1 protein-coding gene is annotated in these 1,420 nt (G+C 67.2%); it reads left to right on the top strand.

What is annotated here, in order from left to right; translation table 11 throughout:
* Nucleotides 1-363: 363 nt before the first annotated feature.
* Nucleotides 364-1,420, top strand: a 1,057-nt coding sequence (locus C2847_RS12100; protein WP_208619961.1) for a hypothetical protein, incomplete at its 3' end; no start/stop codon positions are given.

Genomic DNA, 1,420 nt, shown 5'->3' with positions numbered 1-1,420 from the left:
GGCCCCCGCCTGCGGGGGGAAGGGGGTGTTTATGCAGGGTATTCGGGAGGTGCAAGTTTTGAGTTGAGGGCCCTGGGAAGCCCTACACGGTGGAGGCTTCCAGCAAAAGAGAGGCCTACCGCTTGGCCCGGCGGGAGTGGGTGAGGCGGCTCCTGGACCGGAGCTAGGCCCAAGCAAAGGGGGTTGGGGCCATTGACAGCCCCTTGAAGTCCCCGGCTATTTTGTGGGGAGAAGTCCCGGGAGGCGGTGGATGTGAACGGACCGCATATAGCCAAGCTTCTTCAGGCTATCGGCCTGAACCTTTTGAGTCTGGCTCTGGTAGCCTGTCCACATCAACAACCTTCACTGCCTGAGGCGAGGGAGGTGTGGTGGGTTGCCTCGGCTAACCTCAACGAGGTCGCTTACGGCGGCGGCCGGTTTGTGGCGGTGGGGTGGTATGGCACCCTCCTGGCCTCTGAGGACGGCCTCACCTGGCAGGCAGTGCGCTCAGGGACGGACCAAGAGCTCAGAGACGTCACCTACGGCGACGGCCGGTTCGTGGCGGTGGGAAGTAGGGGCACTCTCCTCACTTCCAGAGACGGCCTCACCTGGCAGGCAGTGCCCTCGGGAACAGACCAAGGCCTCTACGGCGTGGCCTACGGCGGGGGCCGGTTCGTGGCAGTGGGGGAAGGAGACACCATTCTCACCTCCCCAGACGGCCTCACCTGGCAGGGGGTGCGCTCGGGGACGGGCCAAGTCCTCTCCAGCGTGGCTTACGGCGGCGGCCGGTTTGTGGCAGTGGGGGAAGGGGGGGGAGGGGGTGTCCTCCTTGTCTCCGAGGACGGCTTCATCTGGCAGGCAGTGCGCTCAGGGACGGACCAAGGTCTCAGAGACGTCACTTACGGCGGCAACCGGTTTGTGGCAGTAGGGAAAGAGGGAACGCTCCTCACCTCCCCAGACGGCCTCACCTGGCAGGCGGTGCGCTCAGGGACGGAGGCGTGGCTCTTTGGCGTGGCCTACGGCGGCGGCCGGTTCGTAGCGGTGGGGTGGTATGGTACCCTCCTGGCCTCTGAGGACGGCCTCACCTGGCAGGCAGTGCGCTCAGGGACGAACCAGGGCCTCTACGGCGTGGCCTACGGCGGCGGCCGGTTTGTGGCGGTGGGGTGGTATGGCACCCTCCTGGCCTCTGAGGACGGCCTCACCTGGCAGGGGGTGCGCTCGGGGACGGGCCAAGTCCTCTCCAGCGTGGCCTACGGCGGCGGCCGGTTCGTGGCGGTGGGGTGGTATGGCACCCTCCTGGCCTCTGAGGACGGCCTCACCTGGCAGGCAGTGCCCTCGGGAACAGACCAAGGCCTCTACGGTGTGGCCTACGGCGGGGGCCGGTTCGTGGCGGTGGGGGACACCATTCTCACCTCCCCAGACGGCCTCACCTGGCAGGGGG

It is taken from the genome of Thermus tenuipuniceus (assembly GCF_002964845.1).
Taxonomy (GTDB): domain Bacteria; phylum Deinococcota; class Deinococci; order Deinococcales; family Thermaceae; genus Thermus; species Thermus tenuipuniceus.
Note: the sequence above shows the minus strand (reverse complement) of the source record. Positions and strands in the feature narration are given on the sequence as shown.